Source organism: Dyella subtropica, assembly GCF_026283965.1.
GTDB lineage: Bacteria > Pseudomonadota > Gammaproteobacteria > Xanthomonadales > Rhodanobacteraceae > Dyella_D > Dyella_D subtropica.
Genome location: NZ_JAPDPD010000001.1, coordinates 292,533 through 312,047 on the forward strand (window position 1 = coordinate 292,533; position 19,515 = coordinate 312,047).

At 63.4% G+C, this 19,515-nt stretch carries 22 protein-coding genes and 1 tRNA gene; 11 read left to right on the forward strand and 12 right to left on the reverse strand.

The window, feature by feature from the left end; translation table 11 throughout:
- Positions 1-8: 8 nt before the first annotated feature.
- From pgi to pcnB, 6 genes are all read right to left on the reverse strand, one after another.
- The gene (pgi, locus tag OUZ45_RS01230) at positions 9-1,646 is read right to left on the reverse strand and encodes a glucose-6-phosphate isomerase (RefSeq protein ID WP_266168051.1); all 1,638 of its coding nucleotides are present in this window, start codon (positions 1,644-1,646) and stop codon (positions 9-11) included.
- A gap of 110 nt (positions 1,647-1,756) precedes the next feature.
- Complete coding sequence (gene panD, locus OUZ45_RS01235) at positions 1,757-2,143, reverse strand: aspartate 1-decarboxylase (protein ID WP_266168052.1); 387 nt, start codon at positions 2,141-2,143, stop codon at positions 1,757-1,759.
- A 101-nt stretch (positions 2,144-2,244) separates the two neighbouring features.
- Entirely contained in the window at positions 2,245-3,090 is an 846-nt protein-coding gene (gene panC, locus OUZ45_RS01240; RefSeq protein WP_266168053.1) for a pantoate--beta-alanine ligase, read from the reverse strand.
- Between the two features lie 11 nt (positions 3,091-3,101).
- Positions 3,102-3,932 (reverse strand): 3-methyl-2-oxobutanoate hydroxymethyltransferase, encoded by an 831-nt coding sequence (gene panB / locus OUZ45_RS01245; protein WP_266168054.1) that lies wholly within the window; start codon positions 3,930-3,932, stop codon positions 3,102-3,104.
- 56 nt (positions 3,933-3,988) lie between these two features.
- The gene (folK, locus tag OUZ45_RS01250; RefSeq protein ID WP_266168055.1) at positions 3,989-4,471 is read right to left on the reverse strand and encodes a 2-amino-4-hydroxy-6-hydroxymethyldihydropteridine diphosphokinase; all 483 of its coding nucleotides are present in this window, start codon (positions 4,469-4,471) and stop codon (positions 3,989-3,991) included.
- On the reverse strand, positions 4,468-5,823 hold the full coding sequence (gene pcnB / locus OUZ45_RS01255) for a polynucleotide adenylyltransferase PcnB (protein WP_266168056.1): 1,356 nt from the start codon (positions 5,821-5,823) through the stop codon (positions 4,468-4,470). Before pcnB ends, folK begins: the two co-directional genes overlap by 4 nt.
- 167 nt (positions 5,824-5,990) lie before the next feature.
- Here pcnB and OUZ45_RS01260 point away from each other — a divergent pair.
- Together OUZ45_RS01260 and fdxA are read left to right on the forward strand one after the other, a co-directional pair.
- A tRNA-Glu gene (locus tag OUZ45_RS01260) sits at positions 5,991-6,066 on the forward strand.
- Between the two features lie 45 nt (positions 6,067-6,111).
- Positions 6,112-6,435 (forward strand): ferredoxin FdxA, encoded by a 324-nt coding sequence (gene fdxA / locus OUZ45_RS01265; RefSeq protein ID WP_266168057.1) that lies wholly within the window; start codon positions 6,112-6,114, stop codon positions 6,433-6,435.
- A gap of 76 nt (positions 6,436-6,511) precedes the next feature.
- Here the strand turns inward: fdxA and OUZ45_RS01270 are convergent, their stop codons facing one another.
- Together OUZ45_RS01270 and dapA are read right to left on the reverse strand one after the other, a co-directional pair.
- A complete protein-coding gene (locus OUZ45_RS01270; RefSeq protein WP_266168058.1) occupies positions 6,512-7,105 on the reverse strand; it encodes a hypothetical protein in 594 nt (197 codons plus the stop codon).
- 37 nt (positions 7,106-7,142) lie between these two features.
- Positions 7,143-8,036: a 4-hydroxy-tetrahydrodipicolinate synthase gene (gene dapA, locus OUZ45_RS01275; RefSeq protein WP_266168059.1), complete on the reverse strand. Its 894-nt coding sequence runs from the start codon at positions 8,034-8,036 to the stop codon at positions 7,143-7,145.
- A gap of 180 nt (positions 8,037-8,216) precedes the next feature.
- Between dapA and OUZ45_RS01280 the strand changes: the two genes are divergently transcribed.
- The 9 genes from OUZ45_RS01280 (at position 8,217) to OUZ45_RS01320 (ending at position 16,242) form a co-directional block, all read left to right on the forward strand.
- The gene (locus OUZ45_RS01280; RefSeq protein ID WP_266168060.1) at positions 8,217-8,774 is read left to right on the forward strand and encodes a glycine cleavage system transcriptional repressor; all 558 of its coding nucleotides are present in this window, start codon (positions 8,217-8,219) and stop codon (positions 8,772-8,774) included.
- Between the two features lie 280 nt (positions 8,775-9,054).
- Positions 9,055-9,516 carry a peroxiredoxin gene (locus OUZ45_RS01285; RefSeq protein ID WP_266168061.1) on the forward strand — a complete coding sequence of 154 codons (462 nt, stop codon included), beginning with the start codon at positions 9,055-9,057 and terminating at the stop codon, positions 9,514-9,516.
- Between the two features lie 148 nt (positions 9,517-9,664).
- Complete coding sequence (locus OUZ45_RS01290; RefSeq protein ID WP_266168062.1) at positions 9,665-11,044, forward strand: PhoH family protein; 1,380 nt, start codon at positions 9,665-9,667, stop codon at positions 11,042-11,044.
- A gap of 54 nt (positions 11,045-11,098) precedes the next feature.
- Positions 11,099-11,392: a GIY-YIG nuclease family protein gene (locus tag OUZ45_RS01295; protein WP_266168063.1), complete on the forward strand. Its 294-nt coding sequence runs from the start codon at positions 11,099-11,101 to the stop codon at positions 11,390-11,392.
- Between the two features lie 42 nt (positions 11,393-11,434).
- Positions 11,435-12,220 (forward strand): bifunctional hydroxymethylpyrimidine kinase/phosphomethylpyrimidine kinase, encoded by a 786-nt coding sequence (thiD, locus tag OUZ45_RS01300; protein WP_266168064.1) that lies wholly within the window; start codon positions 11,435-11,437, stop codon positions 12,218-12,220.
- Between the two features lie 80 nt (positions 12,221-12,300).
- The gene (locus OUZ45_RS01305; RefSeq protein WP_425601659.1) at positions 12,301-13,227 is read left to right on the forward strand and encodes an aspartyl/asparaginyl beta-hydroxylase domain-containing protein; all 927 of its coding nucleotides are present in this window, start codon (positions 12,301-12,303) and stop codon (positions 13,225-13,227) included.
- Between the two features lie 61 nt (positions 13,228-13,288).
- Entirely contained in the window at positions 13,289-14,191 is a 903-nt protein-coding gene (gene sigJ, locus OUZ45_RS01310; RefSeq protein ID WP_266168066.1) for an RNA polymerase sigma factor SigJ, read from the forward strand.
- Positions 14,192-14,229: 38 nt separating this feature from the next.
- Positions 14,230-14,700: a carboxymuconolactone decarboxylase family protein gene (locus tag OUZ45_RS01315; protein WP_266168067.1), complete on the forward strand. Its 471-nt coding sequence runs from the start codon at positions 14,230-14,232 to the stop codon at positions 14,698-14,700.
- Between the two features lie 147 nt (positions 14,701-14,847).
- Entirely contained in the window at positions 14,848-16,242 is a 1,395-nt protein-coding gene (locus OUZ45_RS01320) for a serine hydrolase domain-containing protein (protein ID WP_266168069.1), read from the forward strand.
- On the opposite strand, the gene OUZ45_RS01325 is transcribed toward OUZ45_RS01320, so the two are convergent.
- The 4 genes from OUZ45_RS01325 to grxC form a co-directional block, all read right to left on the reverse strand.
- A complete protein-coding gene (locus OUZ45_RS01325; protein ID WP_266168071.1) occupies positions 16,205-17,371 on the reverse strand; it encodes a helix-turn-helix transcriptional regulator in 1,167 nt (388 codons plus the stop codon). The genes OUZ45_RS01320 and OUZ45_RS01325 overlap by 38 nt on opposite strands.
- A gap of 167 nt (positions 17,372-17,538) precedes the next feature.
- Positions 17,539-18,552 carry an isocitrate dehydrogenase gene (locus OUZ45_RS01330; RefSeq protein ID WP_266168073.1) on the reverse strand — a complete coding sequence of 338 codons (1,014 nt, stop codon included), beginning with the start codon at positions 18,550-18,552 and terminating at the stop codon, positions 17,539-17,541.
- Positions 18,553-18,744: 192 nt separating this feature from the next.
- On the reverse strand, positions 18,745-19,140 hold the full coding sequence (locus tag OUZ45_RS01335) for a carboxymuconolactone decarboxylase family protein (protein ID WP_266168075.1): 396 nt from the start codon (positions 19,138-19,140) through the stop codon (positions 18,745-18,747).
- Complete coding sequence (gene grxC / locus OUZ45_RS01340) at positions 19,137-19,400, reverse strand: glutaredoxin 3 (RefSeq protein ID WP_266168077.1); 264 nt, start codon at positions 19,398-19,400, stop codon at positions 19,137-19,139. The genes OUZ45_RS01335 and grxC overlap by 4 nt, the downstream gene beginning before the upstream one ends.
- Positions 19,401-19,515: the final 115 nt, after the last annotated feature.

Sequence of the window (19,515 nt, forward strand, 5' to 3'; positions counted from 1 at the left end):
GAGCGCACCTAGCCTTCGCGACGCTGGTGAATTTCCTCGATCAACGCACGGGTGGCCGAGTCGAAAACCGTCAGATCATCGAGCTGCCCGTCCAGTGCAGGCAGGATCTGCCTCGCAATGCCCTTGCCCAATTCGACACCCCACTGATCGAACGCATTGATGCCCCACAGGTGGCCGAGCATGAATACCTTGTGCTCGTACAGCGCGATCAACGCGCCGAGGCTTTCCGGCGTAAGCGAGTCCAGCAGGATCACGGTGCTCGGACGATTTCCCGGGAACGTACGCTGCGCAGCCAGCACGCGGCGGGCGTTTTCATCGCCACTCTTGGCCTCGGCCAGCGCTTCATCGAAGGTCTTGCCCAAGGCCAACGCCGCAGCTTGCGCCAACAAATTCGACAGCAGCGCATCGTGGTTGCTGCGCAGAGGATGCGCCGGCCGCACCACACCAATGAATTCGAGCGGCACCACATCGGTGCCCTGGTGCAACGACTGGAAATAGGCGTGCTGCGCATTGGTACCCACGCTGCCCCACACCACAGGCGAGGTGGACTGTGCCACCGGCATGCCCTGTGGCGTCACCTGCTTGCCGAGGCTTTCCATTTCCAGCTGCTGCAGATACGAAGTGAGGTCACCCAGCAGATCCGCATAAGGCACCACGGCGCGGCTGGTGCTGCCCAAGGCGTTGCGATTCCAGTATTCGACCAGACTGAGCAGCACGGGCAGATTTTCCTGCCACGGCGCACTGCGGAAGTGGTCGTCGATGCGTGCCGCGCCCGTCAGCAAGGCACGAAAATGATCCACGCCGATAGCCAGCGCAAGAGACAGGCCCACGGCCGACCACAGCGAGAAACGCCCCCCGACGAAATCCCACATCGGGTAGACGTTCGACGCCGGCACGCCCCAGCGTTCCGCTTCGGCGGTGTTAGCGCTCACCGCGATGAAGTGGCGCGCTGTGGCGCGCTCATCACCTTCATAGGCACGCGCAATCCAATCGCGAAGCACGTTGCCGTTGAGCAGCGTCTCCTGCGTAGTGAATGTCTTGGAGACCACGATCACCAAGGTGCGCTTCGGGTCTAGCTGACGCATCAGTTCATGCGCGACCTGACCATCCACATTGGTGAGAAAATGGCTACGCAGGTGCGGCACATGGAATGGCGCCAGCGCGCGTACGGCCAGGCGTGGGCCGAGGTCGGACCCGCCAATGCCGATATTGACCACATCGGTAATCGTGGCGGGCAAGCCCATACTGGCCGCCTCGCCGCGATCGATCGCCTGGATCAGACGCTCGATGCGCTGCAGGGTCTGTTCGATTTCCTGACGCGCCTCGCGCGGCGACGACGATGACAAATGCGATCCGCCGGCACGCAGCGCCGTGTGCAGCACGGCGCGCTTCTCGGACGTGTTGATGGGCTCGCCAGCGAACATCGCATCGCGTGCGCCTTGCCAATCGCTCGCTTCGACATGCGCACCCAGTGCTTCGAGTGCAGCCCCGTCGAGCTTCTGTCGACTGAGGTCGAGCAGGATCGGCCCCACCCGATGGCGCAGCCGCTTGCCGCGTTCCGTATCCCTCAGCAATTCGCGCAGGTGGGTGCGCGAGAGACGTTCGACGTGTTCTGCCAGGAAGGACGGACTGCGCTGAGACGACATGGGCTCTCGTACGTAGCGAAACGGAGCCCCGATCTTAGAGCGAGATTCAAGGGATGAGTAGCGCATTCCCGCAGGAATGCTCTCTATTCATCCTTTACGGCTGACGAGACTCAGGCCGCGGCCATCTGCTTGGGAATCGAGCGGTTGGTGTGCGAGATGCGATTGTCGGCGTCGACGTAGACCAGAGTCGGCTGGAACTGCTCGGCCTCGGCTTCGGAGAGCTGCGCGAAGGCGGCGATGATGATCAGATCGCCGGGCTGCGCGCGGTGCGCCGCACTGCCGTTCACCGAAATGATGCCGGAGCCTTCTTCGGCGCGCAGCGCATAGGTGACAAAGCGCTTACCGTTGTTGATGTTCCAGGCGTGGATCTGCTCGTACTCGCGGATGCCCGAGGCATCCAGCAGCAGGCCGTCGATCGCGATTGAGCCTTCGTAGTGCAGCTCGGCATGAGTCACCGTGGCACGGTGGATCTTGGCCTTGAGCATGTTCAGATTCATGACGTCACTTCCAGCGGAAACCAATGGCGCAGCGGGCCATTATCAAACCCCCGGCGTTGCGCCGCAACAACGCCGGTCGGCGGGCATCACATGGGGGCGGTTCAATCGAACGGCAAGTTGTCAATCAACCGCGTCGTTCCCAGGCGGGCCGCGATCAACGCCACCAAGCCTTCGCGCTCGCCATCGGCCGGTTCGGCCAGGTCCTCGGCGCGGCGGATGGCCGCGTAATCCGGCTCGAAGCCAGCACGAGCCAGTTTGGCGGCGGCGGCCTGTTCCACCACCCGCCAGGCGTGCCCTTTGGCGACCAGTTCGCGCATTTGTTGCAGGGTGGCGTAGATCTGCGGCGCAAGCGCGCGCTCGGCCACCGACAGGTACTGGTTGCGGGAGCTCAGGGCCAGGCCGTCGTCCGCACGCAGGGTAGCGGCACCCACAATCTTCACTGGCAGCGACATGTCGCGCACCATGCGCTCGATCACCTTGAGCTGCTGGAAATCCTTCTGCCCGAACACCGCTATGTCCGGCTGGACCAAGTTGAACAACTTGCACACCACGGTGGCCACGCCATCGAAGTGACCGGGCCGGTGCGCCCCTTCCAGGGTCTCGGTGAGCTGCGGCACATGCAGGCTCACGCTGCCCGCTGCGCCGAACGGGTAGATCGTCGACACGTCGGGTGCGAACAGCAGGTCGCAGTCGTGCTCGGCCAAGCCAGACTGGTCCTGAGTCAGAGTGCGCGGATAGCGCTCGAAATCCTCGTTCGGCCCGAACTGGGTCGGATTGACGAACACACTGGCCACGACGCGCTCAGTGCGCGCACGCGCCAACTTGATCAGCGAATGATGGCCGGCGTGCAGGTTGCCCATGGTCGGCACGAAACCCACCGTTTCGCCCTTGGATCGCCAGCCGCGGATCGCGGCGCGCAACGCGGCGGCATCTTGCACGGTCTGCATGAGGTCTCTTCTCAGCTGAAGCAGTGTTCGGGAGCCGGGAAGGCGCCGTTGCGCACGTCCTCGGCATAGGCGGCAATGGCCGCGGCAACAGAGTCGCGTCCTGCCAGAAAATCCTTGCTGAACTTGGGCCGCTTGCCCGGAGTGATGCCAAGCATGTCCTGCAGTACCAGCACCTGGCCATCGCAATGGGGGCCGGCGCCGATGCCGATGACGGGAATGTTGACGGCTTTGGTCACGCGCTCGCCGAGCGCCGTCGGCACGCCTTCCATCACCAGCAATTCGGCACCTGCGGCTTCCACCGCCTTGGCTTCGGCCACGACGCGATCGGCAGCCTCCTGCTCACGACCCTGGATGCGGAAACCGCCGAACTTGTGCACCGACTGCGGCGTAAGACCTAGATGCGCACACACTGGAATGGCACGCGCCGTGAGCGCGCTGATGCCATCGAGAATGTGTGGATCGGCGCCTTCGATCTTGACCATCGCAGCACCACCTTCGCCAACCAGCCGAGCACCGGCTTCGAGCACATGCGGCACATCGCGATCGCTCATGAACGGCAGGTCCGCCACCAGCAACGTGGCCGTCAAGCCGCGCGCCACGGCGGCGGTGTGATAGACCATGTGATCCAGTGTCACCGGCAAGGTGCTCTTGTGTCCCTGCACCACCATGCCTAGCGAATCGCCGACCAGCGCGATGTCGATACCCGCGGCCTCCAGTTGCCAAGCGAAACTGAAGTCGTAAGCCGTGAGCATGACGATACGGCGTCCCTCCGCCTTCATGGTGCGCAGGCCCGGCACGGTGACGGGCTTGCGGGCGGGAGCGCTGGCGTTCTGGACGTACACGGGGGTTCCTTACGGAAAAGACAGACGAAGATTATCGGTTGCGCGGCCTGAAGGGCTCAAGGCAGCGCCTCGCACTCGCCGTGATCGATAGCCGCCAACAATTCAGCCACCCTGCCCTGGCCAGGAATCACTAGCTCGGGCGCAAGATCATGCAACGGAAGCAGCACAAAGGCCCGCTCGGCGATGCGCGGGTGCGGCAGTGTCAGGCGCGCATCGTTCAGTAGCACGCCCTCCATATACAGCAGATCGAGATCGAGTGTTCGCGGTCCCCAGCGCTCACCGTCGCGGACGCGTCCAGCCGCGCGCTCGATCGCCAGCAGAGCATCGAGCAAGGCCTCTGCCGGCAAAGCGGTATCGATCTGTACGGCGGCATTGACGAAAGGTGGCTGATCCAGCAGACCCCACGGCGGCGTGCGATAGAAGCGCGAACGCGCCACGACGCGCGTCTGCGGTAGACGCGCGAGCGCTTCGATGGCATCCATCAGGTACTGATGTGAATCGCCCAGGTTGCTGCCCAGCGCGATGTAGGCCGTACTCACGCAGCGCCCGATTTACCGCTCGGCTTGCGGCGCTTGCGCCGTTTGCGTGGCGACTTGGCGCTCGGCGACGCAGCGACCGGCGCATCGGGAACGGCGCCCGAACCGGACAGCGCGGCGGCCAGCGTTTCATGCGGCAATTGCTGGGCATGCTCCCACCATGCACCCAGCTCGCGGATGGCGGGCGATTCGGCGGCACGTAGCAGCAAGAAATCGAAGGCCGCACGGAAACGCGGATGCGTCATCAGGCGGAACACACGCTTGCGCTGCACCTGCTCGAAGCGCGGCTGCAGTGACCAGATTTCTTCCATGGTGATGGTGAAACGGCGCGGGATCGCTACGCGCTGGCACTGCTCGGCCACGACATGAGCCGCCGCACGCTCCCAGGCCTGCGTACTCTCGACGCCCTTGACCATCCAGGCATGCGCCAGGTCGCGCACCTCGCCCCACAGCAGCACCGCGAACAGGAATGCCGGCGTCACCGACTTGCCTTCGACGACGCGCGCGTCCGTGTTGGCCAGCCCCTGCTCGACCAGGGCGCGCAGCGCCTGGTCGCCGCGCTTGAGCGCACGCGCCGTGGCGGGGAATATGAATTTGAGCAGGCCGCACTGTTCGAGCATGTGGAAGCTCTTGAGGCCATGACCGCCCAGGAACATCTTCAGCGATTCGTCGAACAGACGCGCAGGCGCGGCATCCAGCAGCAGCGGCCCCAACTCTTCGAACGGTGCCGAGGCAGCCGTGTCGATACGGAAGCCGAGTTTGGCGGCGAGGCGCGCAGCGCGCAGCATACGCACCGGGTCCTCCCGATAGCGCGTGGCAGGGTCGCCGATCAAATGCAGCACGCGATCTTCCACGTCCTGCATGCCGCCGACATAGTCGCGCACGGAAAAGTCGCTGATGTCGTAGTACAAGGCGTTGACACGGAAGTCGCGGCGCACGGCATCTTCTTCGATGGTGCCCCATACGTTGTCGCGCACGATACGGCCGTCCACGATGTGCCGGTCGCCCTCGCCATCGTCCTCACCGGTGCCGCGGAACGTCGCTACCTCGATGACCTCCGGCCCGTACACCACATGAGCCAGACGGAAGCGTCGGCCGATCAGGCGGCAATTGCGGAAGAGCTTCTTGACCTCTTCCGGCGTGGCATTGGTGGCCACGTCGAAATCCTTGGGGTGCCCGCCCAGCAGTAGATCGCGCACGGCCCCACCCACCAGGTAGGCCGCGTAACCGGCTTCGTTGAGGCGATACAGCACCCGCAACGCAGCCTTGCTGATGTTCTTGCGCGATATCACATGCTGCTCGCGCGGAATGATGCGCAGCGATGGCGTGGCGTCGTTCCTTGCTTTCCAGTTCAAGCGGTTTGAATCCTTGCAGCCAAAGGGTGCCCGCGAAGCCAAGACCTGCACTTATCGGGAGGAATAAAGCCGATGGTTGCGCGATGGCCCACAGGCATGAATCCATTGTTTCGCAGGCATTGCCGGGCGAGACAATTCCGCTATACTAGCGCGCTCCGGTGCTTTTCGCTCCCTTCGTCTAGTGGCCTAGGACACCGCCCTCTCAAGGCGGGAACACGAGTTCGAACCTCGTAGGGAGCGCCACTTCCCGGCCTGCACAGGCCCAGGCATACACAGGCACGTGACAGTATGACCTTTGTCGTCACCGACAACTGCATCAAGTGCAAATACACCGACTGCGTTGAAGTCTGCCCCGTCGACGCCTTCCATGAAGGCCCGAATTTCCTGGTGATCAACCCGGACGAGTGCATCGACTGCACCTTGTGCGAGCCGGAGTGCCCGATCAACGCGATCTATCCGGAAGACGACGTGCCGGCCGGGCAGGAATCGTTCGTAGCGCTGAATGCCGAGCTGTCGAAAGACTGGCCGGTCATCACCGAGCGCAAGGACGGCCTGTCCGACGCGAAGGACTGGGAAAACAAACCCGGCAAGCTCGATTTGCTGCAGCGCTGAGTTTTCATTTCATTGCCCAGCTATGAAAACGCCGCCCGATGGGCGGCGTTTTCGTTTCAGCATCGAGCACGAATACTCAGCCGCCGAGACGCGACTTGAGCGTATCGACGACCTTGGCCACGGCAGCCGAATCACCCTGCGCGCGTACTTCGCTCGCATTCTGGCCGCTGTTGCCGATGGTGACCTGCACCTGGTGCGCAGCTGCGCCCGGCGCGGCTGCCGTCGACTCCTTCTTGCTGCCGCCGAACACACGGCTAAACAAGCCCGGCTTGCTGGCCTGGACCGCTGACGCGACTACGCTGAGCGTGTAGGTATGCGCCGCATCGTCATGCGCAATCACCTGGCCGATATCCCCCTGCTCCAACGCCTGGCCAACGCGGCGGTAGGCGTTGTCGACGTTGTCCGAAAGCACAAAGCCGTCGGCGATCACGCCGCCACCCTTGCCCACACGTGCCGTAGCGCCGTTGGAGGTCGGGTTATTGGCACCCGGCTCCGGGATCACCAGCGCGGCACTGGTCGAAGGAGTGTCGAGGCCCGGCGGGATTTCCAGAGGCGACTCCTGCTTGGCGGCTTCCCACGCCTTCTGCGAACGGAACATGCCACAACCGGAAAGCAGCAAGGCAGACAGGGCCAGGACCGGCAAGGCAACGACGAGCGGGGATTTCTTCATTGAAGTGAGATTCCGTAGAGATATCGGGCGGCCAGATTCAGGCCGCGTTTGCCAAGGATGCCAGACCCGCCAGCGCTTCGGTGATACGCGCGCGATCCGGGCCTTCCTGCAGTTCAACCAGAGGTAGGCGTGGTGCCGCCGTCCCCAGGCCCAGCGCCGGCAAGCCGGCTTTCACCGCAATCGGGTTCGGTGCGCAGTTGAGGGCCTGTACCAGCGGAGCAAGCGCCTCGCCGCAACGAGCCGTGGCCGCCTTGTCGCCGCTGGTCGCCGCGTCGCACAGCGCGCGGAAGGCCTTGGGCGCAAGATTGGCCACCACCGAGATGGTGCCGCCGGCCCCGCCCAGCATGGCTTTGCCGGCGGTGACGTCGTCACCGGACAAGTAGACGAAATCGGGGCGCACAAGTTCCGTGAGGGCGTGGATACGCTCGTCGCTGGCCGAAGCTTCCTTGATGCCAACGATGGCCGGGTGTTCGCGCAGCACCGCCACAGTCTCCGGCAGCAAGTCGCTAGCCGTACGGGCGGACACGTTGTAGAGCAGCACGGGCAAGCCGCCGTGCTCGGCCACTTCCAGGAAATGGCGGCGCAAGCCTTCCTGAGTGGGGCGCACGTAATAGGGGGCGACCACCAGCGCGGCGTCGGCACCTAACGTGCGGGCACGCTGCGTCAGAGCCACGGTCTTGGCCGTACCCGCCTCGCCAGTACCGGCGATCACTGGAATGCGCTTGGCCACGCGATCCACCGCGAAAGCCAACAGGCGGTCGTACTCGTCATGCTCGAGCATGTGCGCCTCGCCGGTGGAACCAGCGACCACAACGGCCTGAGTGCCTCCGGCGATCTGGTACTCGAGCAAACGCCCGAAGGCGTCCAGATCAAGCGAGCCATCCGCCGCGAACGGCGTCACCAGCGCACAGATGCTTCCACGAATGTTCAAGACCTAACTCCGGCCAAAGCCAAGCCCTGCATGATAGAGCCTGCCCTCAGGGTCCGCATAGTCCATGCGGCCCCTGAGGGCAGGCTCTTAAACTTGCGGCTTCACGGGGGCGACAAGTAAGCTCCTCGGGCCCCGTGACACCTTTCCGCGCCCTGCGGGGTCTGCCACAGGCCAACTCTCTTGAATCGTGCTTCCGTGCGTACCGGCAACGACAACCAGCTGCTGATCCAAACGCTGACCCCTTCGCCACGCACACCTCTGCTGAGCCTGGCCAGGCGCATTGCGGATGCCGGCTGCAACCTCGCCGACGCACGCGTCGCTACCATCGGCACCGATACCTCGCTGACTCTGCTGGCGACCGGTGCGTGGGACGCGGTGGCCAAGCTGGAATCCTCCCTCGGGAAGCTGGCACGCGAGGAAGATCTGCATCTGGTGCACTACCGCACCGACTCGCGCGAGCAAGCCTCGCGCCTGCTGCCCTACCTGGTGGAAGTGATTTCCGCCGATCGCCCAGGCATCCTGGTCAAGATCGTCGACTTCTTCGATCGCCACGAGATCGCCGTCGAGCAACTCAGCTCCATGCGCTACCAGGCCATGCAGACCGGCGCGGCCATGTTCCAGGCGCAAATCACTATCGGGATACCCATCGACACTCATATCGCCGCCTTGCGCGACGACTTTCTTGAGTTCTGCGACGGCCTGAACCTCGACGCGATCATGGATCCGGTCAAGTTCTGAGCCCCTCAGGCGAGGCGCCGGAAACGGCGTTTTCGCCCATCGCGCGACGGACGCCCAGCATGCCCAGCCGGCACCTTGCTTGCAAGGGCTGTTATCCGTCGCCGCAAGCGCTAGTCTTCACCCCGAAGCAATACCGGAGGCCCGCGCGCATGCAGCTTGCAGTTCGAGCGATGACCATCGCGCGATGCGCCGCCCCCGTCTTCGCGCCGCCCACTGGCGCCTTGCATTCCACCCTCGTTGACAACAAGTCGGAGTCATTCCTGGCTCCGCAGGAGAGACCATGCCCGAAGTCGGCAAGAAAGCCCCCAAGCTCAAAGGCACCACCGGGGACGGCAGCGAGCTGACGCTCGATAGCCTCAAGGGCCAATGGGTCGTGGTGTACTTCTACCCCAAGGACAGCACGCCCGGCTGCACCAACGAAGCGAAAGACTTTCGAGACCTGTATCCGAAGTTCCGCAAACGCCATACCGAGATCATCGGCGTCTCGCGCGACTCGGTGAAATCGCATGCCAATTTCGCCACCAAGCAAGAGCTGCCCTTCCCGCTGGTATCCGACTCCGAGGAGACCTGGTGCCAGGCCTTCGATGTGATCCACGAGAAGGTGCTGTACGGAAAACGTCACATGGGTGTCGTACGAAGTAGCTTCCTCATCGATCCCGACGGAAGGTTGGTACAGGAATGGCGCAACGTGAAAGTCCCGGGCCACGCCCAAACCGTGCTAGACGCTATCCCCGCCAAGTGAAGTCCGTCCGCTTCATTCGTCTTTCCGCGATGGCACTTTGCACACGCCATCGCGCAAGACGTCTGCACTCCGGTCCCGGCGACCGGAAACCCACGGCATGTCTCATGCCGCGTTTCATCCACCTGCCAGCCAGCGAGGCCCCTTCCGTATGACCGGAAGCAAGCGGATTTACGCTCTCGACACAAATGTCCTGCTGCACGACCCGACGTCGCTGTTCCGCTTCGAAGAACATGACGTCTTTATCCCCATGACAGTGCTGGAGGAACTGGACGAAAAGAAGAAAGGCGCCTCGGAAGTCTCACGCAACGGCCGCCAAGTCAGCCGCTTCCTCAACGAACTGATCGAGAAGGGCAACGGCCACGGCATCAGCAATGGCATCGAGCTGACCAGCCCACAGGGCATCAAGCTCAAGCGGGGCGGCGCCGTGGGCCGGCTGTACTTCCAGCAGCGCGCCACCAACGGCCACGGCAAAGCCGACAACCAGATCCTGTCGTCCGTGATCGAACTACGCGACCAGAACACCGATCGCGCGGTGATCCTGGTCACCAAGGACATCAACCTGCGCATCAAGGCCAAGATCTACGACCTCGACGCGGAGGACTACGAGAACGACCGTGCGCTGGACGATTTCGCCCTGCTGTACACCGGCTCCACCGAGCTGCCAGAAAATTTCTGGGATCACCACCCGGAAGTGCAGTCGTGGAACGAGCGAGGCCGCACCTTCTACAAGCTCGACCGCCGTGACGACGAGGACTGGCATCCGAATCAATGCCTGTTCCTACCCGGCGAGAACAGCGTCGAACTGCGCGTGCTGCATGTCGACGAAGTTCACGCCACCCTGGTGCTGCTGGACGACCACAGTCACAGCAACCACAGCGTATGGGGTATCGCTGCGCGCAACCGCGAACAGAATTTCGCGCTCAACGTGCTGATGGATCCGGACGTCGACTTCGTCACCTTGCTCGGCACGGCGGGCACAGGCAAAACGCTGCTCGCGCTTGCCGCCGGCCTGGCACAGGTGATGGACCAGCAGCGCTACCGCGAGATCATCATGACTCGCGCCACCGTCTCGGTCGGTGAGGACATCGGTTTCCTGCCCGGCACCGAAGAAGAAAAGATGACGCCTTGGATGGGCGCGCTCACTGACAACCTCGAAGTGCTCGCCAACCCCGAAGAAGGCGGCAGCTGGGGTCGCCAGGCCACCAACGACCTGCTCGCCTCGCGCATCAAGATCCGCTCGCTCAACTTCATGCGCGGTCGCACCTTCCTCTCGCGCTACCTGATCATCGACGAGGCGCAGAACCTCACCCCCAAACAGATGAAGACACTGATCACCCGCGCCGGCCCCGGCACCAAGATCGTGTGCCTGGGCAACGTGGAGCAGATCGACACGCCCTACCTCACCGAAACCACCTCCGGCCTCACCTATGCCGTGGACCGTTTCAAGGACTGGAAGCACTCAGCGCACATCACGCTGCGGCGTGGCGAGCGTTCGCGGTTGGCAGATTTTGCGTCAGAGGCCCTGTAAACCTTACAGAACCCGTCATTCCGGCGCAGGCCGGAATCCAGTGGAGACAATGCCATGGATTGGCGACAACCTTGTGTGTACATGCTTGCAAGCCAGCGGAACGGCACTCTGTACATTGGCGTTACCAGCGACCTGATCAAACGCATTTGGCAACACAAGCAGGATGTCGTCGAAGGTTTTAGCAAACGCTACCGGGTTCATACCTTGGTTTGGTATGAGCTACACGAGAACATGGAGTCAGCCATTCTTCGCGAGAAGGCACTCAAGGAATGGAAGCGTGCATGGAAGACCCGCCTGATCGAAGGCGAGAACCCTGAATGGCTGGACCTCTACCCAACGTTGCTGTAACTGGATTCCGGCCTGCGCCGGAATGACGAGATAGAAAGCGAAGTGCAAAAAACCTCTCCTCCCATCGCCCTCACCATCGCCGGCTCCGACTCCGGCGGTGGCGCGGGCATTCAGGCCGACCTGAAAACGTTCCATGCCCGCCATGTGCATGGGCTTTCCGTGATCGCCGCCATCACCTCGCAGAACACCCGCGGCGTCACCGCCGTGTACGCCGTGCCCTTGGCGCATATCCGCAGCCAGTTGGACGCGGTGTTCGACGATTTCCCTATCACCGCAGTGAAAACCGGCATGCTCGGCAATGCCGCCATCACTCGGCTGGTCGCGCGCGAGATGCGTCGGCGCAAACCCGCCTGGTTGGTGGTGGACCCCGTAATGATCGCCACCAGCGGAGCGCGCTTGCTGACTGAAGAAGCCGTCGACGCCATGGTCAACGGCCTGATTCCCTTGGCCGACATCCTCACACCCAACCTGCCGGAAGCCGAAGCCCTGCTTGGCCGATCGATCCGCACCGCGAAAGATTTCGACAGCGCTGGTGAAGCCTTGCTTACGCTGGGCGCGAGCGCTGTCCTGCTCAAGGGCGGCCACCATACGGGCCGCGAAGTGGTGGACCGCTTCTACGACGAGCGCGGCATGATGGAAGTGCGCCACCCGCGCCTGCGCGTGGAAGGCCATGGCACGGGTTGCACGCTGGCTTCCGCTATCGCGGCGGAATTGGCCAAAGGACAATCACCGCGCTCCGCGGTGCGCCGGGCTGCCGACTATGTGCATCGCGCCCTCGCCCACAGTTATCGCCCTGGCGGCGGTGCGGCACACGTATTGAAGCACTGAGGCTATTTGTAGCCTCGGAGTAGAATGGCGCCCGGTTTCCCTGCCCGGCCGAACACCCCGACATGATTCTCGCCCCACGCCTGATCCTGCTGACCCTCTTCGCGCTGTTTGCACTTTGCGTGCTGATGGTCCATCTGCGTGGACGTGCGCGACTGCGTTTCGATCGACAGCTGGTGGATCACTCGGCCATCTTCGCACCGTACAACCTGCTGATGTACGCGTTCTCGGCGGTGCCGGCACGCCCCATCCTGGATCGGCGCGGGTTCCCCCAACTGGATCTGCTGCAGGCGAATTGGCAGGCGATCCGCGAAGAGGCGATGCATCTCTTCGACGAGGGTTATATCCGCGCAGCCGAGAAGCACAACGACGCCAGCTTCAACAGTTTCTTCAAGCAGGGTTGGAAGCGCTTCTATCTGAAGTGGTACGGCGAACCGCTGGCATCGGCTGAAACGCTGTGCCCGCAAACGGTCAAGCTGCTCAACGCGATCCCGAGCGTGAAAGCGGCAATGTTTGCCCTGCTGCCACCCGGCAGCAAGCTCAATCCGCATCGCGACCCGTTCGCCGGCTCGCTGCGCTATCACCTCGGTCTGATTACACCGAACTCCGACGACTGCCGCATCTTCGTCGACGGCGAAATGCATGCCTGGGGCGACGGCAAAGACGTGGTGTTCGACGAGACCTACGTGCACTGGGCGGAGAACCGCACCGACCAGACCCGCGTGATTTTGTTCGCCGACGTGGAACGTCCCTTGCGCACCCGCTGGATGAGCGCGATCAACCATCGCGTCGGCGCCTTCATGGGCAAGATCACTGCGTCGCCCAATACCGAGTCGCCGGAAGAGAAAACCGGCTTCGTCAACCGCATATTCGCGCTCAACCAGCGCAGCCGCGACCGCAGCCGTGCGCTCAAGAAGAAGAGCCCCAAACTGTTTCGCATCCTCAAGTACATCGGCATCGTGCTGATGATCTGGCTGGTGTTCCTGGCGCCCTATCCGTTCGCGTACTGATCGACGGTCACGTTTCAGCCGCTTGATACGTCCTGGTGCTATCCCCACCCAGGAGCTTCTGATGGACGCACAAACTGCCCTGTTCCAACAGCATCGCCAGCGCCTGTTCGGCCTGGCCTACCGCATGCTGGGCCGACCAGCCGACGCCGAAGATGTACTGCACGACGCCTGGCTGCGCTGGCACGAACAAGACACCGCCGCGCTCGATGACCCTGAGGCCTGGCTGGTCACCGTCACCACCCGGCTCGCCCTGGATCGCCTGCGCCGCGCCAAGACCGAGCGCGACCACTACACCGGCCCCTGGCTGCCCGAACCGCTGGAACCTACCGACGGCGAGGCGCCTTCTGACCACCTGGAGCGTGCCGAGACCTTGAGCTTGTCGTTCCTGCTTCTGCTCGAACGGCTTAGCGCGGAAGAGCGTGCCGCCTTTCTGCTCAAGGAGGTGTTCGACTATAGCCACGCCGAGACCGCCGCCATCCTTGGCATCAACGAGGAAGCCAGCCGTCAGCGCGTGCATCGAGCCAAAACGCGCCTGCGCGAAGCACGTCCACGTTTTCAGGTTGACCCAGCGATGCAACGGCGCATGTTGCAACGTTTTGTCGCGGCGCTGGAGCAACCCTCACTGGACTCGCTGCGTGCGCTGTTCGCCGAGGATGCGGTGCACCTCGCTGACGGTGGCGGTGTGGTCAGGGCAACGCTGCGCCCGCTGCATGGTGCCGATCGTCTCGCGCGCCTGTATCTGCAGATCGCCCTCAGTGGCACGAACGTCCAGCAACAGCGCGTACTGGGCATGCTCAACGGCTCGCCCGCGCTGTTCCTGTGGAACAAAGGCAAGCTCACCTCGGTGATGTGGGTCGAATGCGCGGACGATCGCATCACCGAAATCCACGCCATTCGCCATCCGGAAAAATTGGCGCGCATCGAGGCGGTCACGAAATCGACGGGTGGTGCGTCCTTGCATTGAACGGCCAATACCGGCCGCTTGTATCCAAGGAGCCTCCCATGTCCCGTTTCGCCATTCAGAAGCACTACAACGCCCTCCAGCCGCTGTTCGCCCTCGGCAACAACCTCCGCGCCAGCGGCCTGGAGAACAGCCTGATCGAGCTGGTCCTGATGCGCGCCTCCCAGCTCAATGCCTGCGCCTATTGCCTCGACATGCACAGCAAGGATGCGCGTGCCGGCGGCGAAAGCGAGCAGCGCCTGTACCTGCTCCCGGCCTGGCGCGAAGTGTCGCTCTTCAGCGAGCGCGAACGCGCGGCTCTGGCCCTGTGCGAAGCGATGACCCACCTGGATTCGCACGATGCCGTGCCGGATGCGCTGTACGAGCAGGTCCGCGCCCAGTTCAACGAGAGCGAACTGGTCAACCTGACCTTGCTGGTGGTGATGATCAACGGCTGGAACCGCATCAATGCCGTCGCTCGCACGGAGGCAGGCAGCTACCGGCCCGGCATGCACCAGACCGCGGCGGCGTAACCGTAGCGACTTCACGAAACAGGCTGCGGCATGGCCGCGGCCTGTTTTGACGTCCCTGCGCGGTACGAATCCGCCGGATCGGACGAAAACCGGCCCCCTCGCACCCCAAGCTGTCCACTCCGAACTCACTCGAACCCGGCGGATCACATGGTTTTGCGCGCCCTGAAAATCACCCTCGTCACCCTGCTGGTCGCGATACTCGGCGCGGCCATCTACCTCAATACCGCCGGCAGGGACCTGATGCGTACCGCCACCGGCTCGGTCAGCCGCTCGCTGTGCGCAACGACTTTCCTGTCGCGGCTGGACCCGGACCGGATGTTCGACGAGGAACAACGGCCCCTTATGAGCAGCATTGCCTGGGCTATCCATTACGACGTGGATCGCGCCAGGCGCGAAGTGCGCACCTCCGTGTTGGGCGGCTTTGCCGCACGCGCCGTGTTCCGCGAGGGCCTGGGTTGCCTGCTGGTCCACGGCAACGACCCGGTACCCGAAGCCGCCGGCTTCGAATCCGCTCCCATCGCCAGCCCGTACCCACAGGCAGAGGTGGTCGAGCCCACCGACCCGGCTATCCACCATGCGCTCGACCGCGCTTTCGCCGAAGCGGACCCGGCCCACCCCCGACTGACCAAGGCCGTGGTGGTGCTGCACAACGGCCAACTCATCGGCGAGCGCTACGCAGCGGGCTACGGGCCGGACACGCCGATCTACGCCCACTCGCTGACCAAATCGGTGGTCAACGCCTTGATCGGCGTCCTCGTGCACCAGGGCAAACTGCGGCTGGACCAGCCTGCGCCGGTTGCCGCCTGGCGCTCAGCAGCGGACCCGCGCCACGCCATCACCGTCGATCAGCTGCTGCGGATGGACAGCGGACTGCCATTCGACGAAACCGACGGCGCGGTCAACCCGATGTCGCACATGTTGTTCCTGGAGCGCGACATGGCCGGCTACGCGGCACGGACGCCACTCGCCCATCCCCCGGGCACCGCCTGGGGCTACAGCAATTTGAGCTACGTGTTGCTGTCGCAGATGATCCGCGATGCGGCCGGCGGCGGCGCCGTCGACGCCGGGCGTTTCATGCGTCATGAGCTGTTCGAACCGCTGGGCATGCGCAACGCGGTCATCGAGACCGACGCCACCGGCACGCCGGTCGGATCGAGCAACGTCTACGCCTCGGCCCGTGACTTCGCCCGCTTCGGCCAGCTCTATCTCGACGATGGCGTGGTCGACGGGCGCCGCATCCTGCCGGAAGGCTGGGTGGACTACAGCCACTCGCAAACCCTCAAGACCGGTTACGGCGCCGGCTTCTGGACCAACCTGGTGAACGAGGGCAGCGTACCCGTGTGGGATGCGCCCTGGGGCATGCCGCAACTACCGAAAGACATGTTCTACGCACGTGGTGCGCTCGGCCAGTACGTGGTGATCGTACCGTCCGAGCATCTGGTGGTCGTGCGCATGGGCATCACGGTCGCAGGCAGCACGAAGATCGGCGATATGGTTGCCGACATCATCGCTGCGCTGCATCGTCAACCGTCGCAATCGTGACCTCCTGGCGCCTCGAGGGGGACAGCACGACGACCTTGCGATAACTACTCGGCGTCTCACCTACCTGCTTCTTGAAGGCCGCATTGAAAGTGGACTTCGAGGTGAATCCACAGGCGTAGGCGATATCGAGGATGGTGCGCGTGTCACTGGTGTCGGCTAGACAGGCACGCGCCGCCTCGATGCGCAGGCGGTTGATGTAATCCCAGAAGCTCCCGCCGAGGCGGCGGTTGATCACCGTCGACACCAGGTATTCCGGATAACCGCTGCGCTTGGCGACCTGGCCGATGGTCAACGCGGGTTCGAGATACAACGGGTCGGCGCCACCCATCAGCTGCGAGAGGCGCGCCTCGACCGCCGCAAACCGGGCATCGTCCTGGCCGGCATCCGAGGCGAGCGCCGCCGCTTCGCCGGTCGGCGGTTCGGGTTCAGGCTCTACCGCCACCGGCGGCTGGCCAAGGCTGAACCAGCCCACCACGCACACCCATGCCGCCACCGCGCCGAACAACAGGCCGTAGTTGATCACCGGCAAGTACACCATCGCCTGCACGATCGCGATGCACCAGATCACCATCTGGCAACCGGCCATCGCATCGATCCAGCGCAGCGACAGGCGGTCGGCGTCGGACCGCCGCTCGCGCAAACGCCGCCGATAGCGATGCGCCAGCAACAGCGCGGCCAACACGTAGGACAGGCTGTAGGCAAACAAGGGTACGTCGAACCACGCCCCGACCGACCGTTCGCCCGCGATCCAGCGTGCAGACAACGCCTGCAATTGCGTGTGATCCATCATGAAGACGTGGCCATTGAGCACCAGCATCACGCCAAAGCCCAACAAGTGCACCGCGTCGCGCCAGCGGAAGCCACGCCCCTGGGTTAATGCACGCACGTAGAGGAAGAACAAGCTGCCGTAGAGAAACGGAAACAGCGCCACGAAGCGGTAGGCGCGGAACCATTCCGGCGACAGTAGATGCCAGTAGATCGCCTTGACCGCGAGATCGGCCCCCACCAGCGCCACCCATACGGCAAGTAGGCGGTTGGCCTCCCGGTTGACCGGCCGCCGCCATAGCGCCAGGGCCAGCAAGGCGGCCTGCAGGGCAGCGGCGATGTAGACGAAGACCCACAACGTCATGCGCGTAACCGTCCTGAGGAAAACGTGAAAAAAGTCGGAGGAGCGCATGCAAAGAACACATGGCACCCGCCGTGACCCATCATCGTAGCGGCGTGACCGGCGTCGATCCAGAAAGCAAAAAGCCGCGGACTGCGCCGCGGCTTTTGCATCATCCGGGAAGGTGAAACTCAGCCCTTGACGCGCTTGACGATAGCGTCACCAAAGCTGGTGGTGCTGCCCTTGCCACCGAGGTCCGGCGTCACGCTGTCGCGATCGTGCTCCATCGTGTCGCGAATGGCCTGACGCAGCTTGCTGCCCTTCGCCACCATGCCGAGGTGGTCGAGCATGTCGGCCGCAGCCAGCAGCAGCGCGCACGGATTGGCAATGCCCTTGCCGGCAATATCCGGCGCCGAACCGTGCACCGCTTCAAAGATCGCCGCGTCGGCACCAATGTTGTCGCCTGGGGCCAAACCGAGACCACCGACCAGACCGGCACACAGATCCGAAAGAATGTCACCGAACAGGTTGGTGGTAACGATCACGTCGAACTGTTCCGGCTTCATCACCAACTGCATGCAGGTGTTGTCCACGATCATCTCGTTGAACTCGATCTGCGGGTATTCCTTGGCCACCTCGCGGGCGACGTTGAGGAACAGACCCGAGCTGGTCTTCATGATGTTCGCCTTGTGCACGGCGGTGACCTTCTTGCGGCCTTTCTTCACGGCCATTTCGAAGGCGTAGCGCACGATGCGGGTACTGCCCTTGCGGGTATTGCGCACCATCGAGATCGCCGTCTCGCCGTCCTCGGACAGCGTCTGTCCTTCGGACAGGTACGCGCCCTCGGTGTTCTCGCGTACGGTGATGATGTCAATGTTCTCGAAACGCGCCTTGGTACCCGGGAAGCTGATCGCCGGGCGCACGTTCGCGTAAAGATCGAAGTGACGGCGCAGCGTGACGTTGATCGAGGTGAAGCCGCCGCCGATCGGCGTGGTCAGCGGCCCCTTCAGTGCCACCTTGTGCTTGGCGATGGTGTCCAGCGTGCCCTGCGGCAACAGATCACCATGCTTGTCGAGCGCCACCATGCCGGCATCGACGGTGTCGTAGGACAGGCCGCAGTCCAACGCGTCGAGCACGCGCAGCGTGGCGGTCATGATCTCCGGACCGATACCGTCACCAGGGATTACGGCGATGGTCTTGCTCATGGGGGGGAACTCCTCAAAGGAAAGAATCGAGCAGCCGGGCTGGGGACGCCTGGGCTATAAATCCTTTCAATTATCCCACGATGCTGCGTGAAGCGGCCAGAGCGAAACCCTTGCGAGGCGTTGCAAATCCTCGCATGGAGCGTTGCAAAAACTCGCACGGAGGGGGCCGTCGCGGCAGAGGCCCCACCCACCTCAAGCGTGGCTGGTGCAGCCTTCGCCGGCAGCGGATTCGCCGGATTCCAGCTGGTCCAGAAAATCCACAGCGCGGCGCAGGTGCGGGATCACGATCGAACCGCCCACCACCAGACCGACGCTGAACGTCTCGAAGAACTCCTCGCGCGTCACACCGGCTTCCTTGCACTGAGCCACGTGATAGCTGATGCAATCGTCGCAGCGCAGCACCATGGAGGCGACCAGGCCAAGCAGTTCCTTGGTCTTCACGTCCAATGCGCCGGGCTTGTAGGTCTGCGTGTCCAGCGCGAAGAAGCGGCGCACGACCTGATTGTCCTCGGACAGAATCCGCTCGTTCATGCGCTGGCGGAAGGCGGTGAATTCGGCGACGCGATCCTTGCCTTTATCGGCGCTCATGCGGCGCTACCCAGCAGTTCGGCCAACTTGCCGCTGCGATCGGCGGCCACGAGATCGTCGAAGCCACCCACGTGCTGATCGTTGATGAAGATCTGCGGCACGGTACGGCGACCGCCGCTTCGCGCCAGCATCAAATCACGCTGAGCCGGGTCGGTGTCGACGCGGATTTCGATCCATTCCAGCCCTTTCGACTTGAGCAGGTTCTTGGCGGACACGCAATAAGGGCAGACGGCGGTGGAATAGACCTCAATTTTGGGCACGACAACACTCCGGAGCAGAAAACGACCATGGCCGGCTACCTGGGGGTAAGCACCCCAAAAACAAGCGATAGCCTTATGAACCGACACCGCTGGACAGCGGTCACAAGTGATATTG